The 2,693-nt window shown below is 49.6% G+C and carries 2 protein-coding genes; both read right to left on the reverse strand.

The window, feature by feature from the left end; all coding sequences use genetic code 11:
- Nucleotides 1-190 (reverse strand): hypothetical protein (locus ACYCZ5_RS13990; protein WP_461545419.1); only part of this gene is annotated, 190 nt, incomplete at its 3' end.
- Between the two features lie 428 nt (nt 191-618).
- Complete coding sequence (locus tag ACYCZ5_RS13995) at nt 619-2,199, reverse strand: hypothetical protein (protein WP_461545420.1); 1,581 nt, start codon at nt 2,197-2,199, stop codon at nt 619-621.
- Between the last annotated feature and the right edge of the window lie 494 nt (nt 2,200-2,693).

Below are 2,693 nucleotides of genomic sequence, written 5' to 3' on the forward strand. Positions count from 1 at the left end.
CGCGCTCGTAGCCGTCGATGAAGATGTAGTCATTGATGCCAATAACCTTAATGTCAGTCGGCAGTGCTTCAAGATCGAGCAAGAACGCTTCCCAGGCTTCCTCGTCCGCCCCTGGATAGTTGTGGAAAACAGACGATGGCGTGTGGACGTGCAAGTCCCACTTCCGCCAAGTAGAACCGGCCGTATTCATATTATTTGTCCCACTTAAATTGCAAACAATAAGGGGTAGACCACGGTCTATTTGGCTTGAATGTAGAATAATTGGTGTGACTCGCAAACAAGTACTTCCCCTTTGCCGAACAAGAGTGTCGCTGAAGATGCTTCCCTACTTTGCGGGAATCTTTCCTTGCGCCAGCTCCTATTCTGGAAAAGTCCGCTGTGCGCCTTACACCGTGCATGCGGTGCGATGTGCGTGGGGCGGAATTGCAAGCAGGACGAACTGTATGGGTTTGAGGCTGGTTATGTCAATCGTAGTGAGTGGCGACAGTGTTTGCTTCGAAATGATGCGGAGTAAGAAATCAGTGGGGAGTCGTGAAGACCGTCAGGAATTGATTTCTTCAACTGTGCGGACTGCAAATGCGGACATTTGCAATCGCAGATGTAGCGCTACGAAGCTGATTACGGGGAATGGAGGCCAGCCCACAATGCAATGCCAATGGATATTACTGTGAGTAAAACCATGAAGCGTTGAATTCGTATGTTGGCTATCGTCTGCGACAGGTCGTTGCTAGCCGACATTGTTGTTTGTAGAAGTTCAGCCTCTCTCCGAACTTGCCGTGCTCGCTTTCCCTGCAAAGAGCTAAGGCTATTCAACAGTTCGTGCTTCCCGCCGTGCGCAACGTGGACGTAGGTCATTTCAATAACGTCGTGACGATAACTTGGATCCGATTGAGAGAATTCTTCAATCTCATACGTGCAAGCACCTATATCGTATAAAAACGTCCGCGCAAAGGAGCGTAGTTTCTTCAAGTCCCTAACAGTCCGATAGCTGCCATCGCACGCGATTTCATCGCGCATAGCTGACAGGGCCTCATGGTAGGCATTTAGTAGACATGTGATTGCCCATCTCGACAATATTCCTTGGATAAAATCATCGGCTCTTTGTGCAATCGTCCAGTTTGAGGTTGGGTCGTGGTAGCCAGGGCTATTCGGAAATGCGTCCTGCCTGCGGCAAGCAAAGGTAAGGCGGTTTCCTTCATCATCCCAGCTTCTCGGCATTACTAAACGCGCTCCCGGCCATTCAATCGATTCCCATGCATCATAGTTACGACCTATCGCGAGCCCATCAAGCGCTCTAATACTGCCAGCTTCATCCGACAGCGGCCTAACTTGCTCGGTTACCAGCAGAATGGCCGTTGGAAGACGTGTTTGGGGTAGTGAATCAAAGGCTCCTGGGAAATGCTTTCGAACCCATTGTGTGCAGTCTTTTTCGAGTCCTTGAAGTTGAGATTTCAATGCCTCACGACGGAGGCTGTCTGGGTGCAGTATGCTGTAACTGAAGCGGCCCGAATCATTGTTCGTTAGGATAAAGCGAATAAGATTCCAAGTCCGGAAAAGAGATGTGCGGCGCGTGGTCGATATGAAATTTGCACGTAAGTTTGTTTCAAGAGTAGCGGCAGTCTCTTCATCAAATAGAAAGAGAACAACAAACGCGGTAATACTCGGTGTAAGAGACATCAGGATTGGCAATGCAGCAGTTGCACCTGGTGGCAAATTAGCTGAACGCTCCCTCATGAAATGAGCAGCCTTGGGCGGTGACACCAGTCCAAGATTCACCCAGCCGGCTTGACGCCCCTCTCGGATGTCATTCATCCATTTCGTAAGGCTATCATCCCTACTTCTTCCGTATTCCCACCCTAATTCTCGGATCCCATTGAGTAGCCCGCCCACTGTAGAGGGTGTATATAGCTCTGCAATCCATATTCCCGGTAGTTGAACGCCTTCATCATCAGGAAGCCGACCTCGAGCATTCTCTTCGTGGTCACGGTCTCGGTCACGCACGGCATGGATCTCACGCTGTCGAAACTCACGATAGTAGTTCCAACGTTTCCATGGGCCCCAGCTATTAAAGCCCAGCAGAGGAGGGGGCTTTATAGGTGGCTCTTTCGCTGACTCCGTCGCTTGTTCAGGTTCTGACGGTGGTAGTGCACCATCAAGTTCAACGGCAGAACTGCTTCTTGAATCAGATTCGTTGGGCATCAATGGCTCGTTCACTAGATTCCCGTAATAAATTATCTTTTCTGATGATATTCTTTTTTGGTCAGAAACGAGCGTTTTGCAGCAGGGATTGAAACAGTAAAATCGCCAACGTCCATGCATGGCATGGTAAGCAGCGAAAGCTCTGAAGAGCATGCCTCAAGGGCAGCTAAGTCCGAGATCCGCCTAGCACCGAGTATGCTGCTCAACTACAGCGCGGCTTGAGATTCGCATGGTGATATTATCCAAGCGAGCAATTGGAGGCGATCAATGATGACCACGTGATTGTTTCCTAATCGGGGTTGCTACGAAGTTGGCCATAAAAAAGGCCATAGATTGCAGCCAAAGCCACTAAATACGCGGGAGAAGGCCACCTTGACATGGTGGGGGTCGTTGGTTCGAGTCCAATCGCGCCTACCAATTTCTTCTTCTCCTTTACGAACATTTTCGAGAAGCTCATGTTCACATTGAGTCTACATGGAGAAGAAAGTACTCAG

It is taken from the genome of Sideroxydans sp., assembly GCF_054604835.1.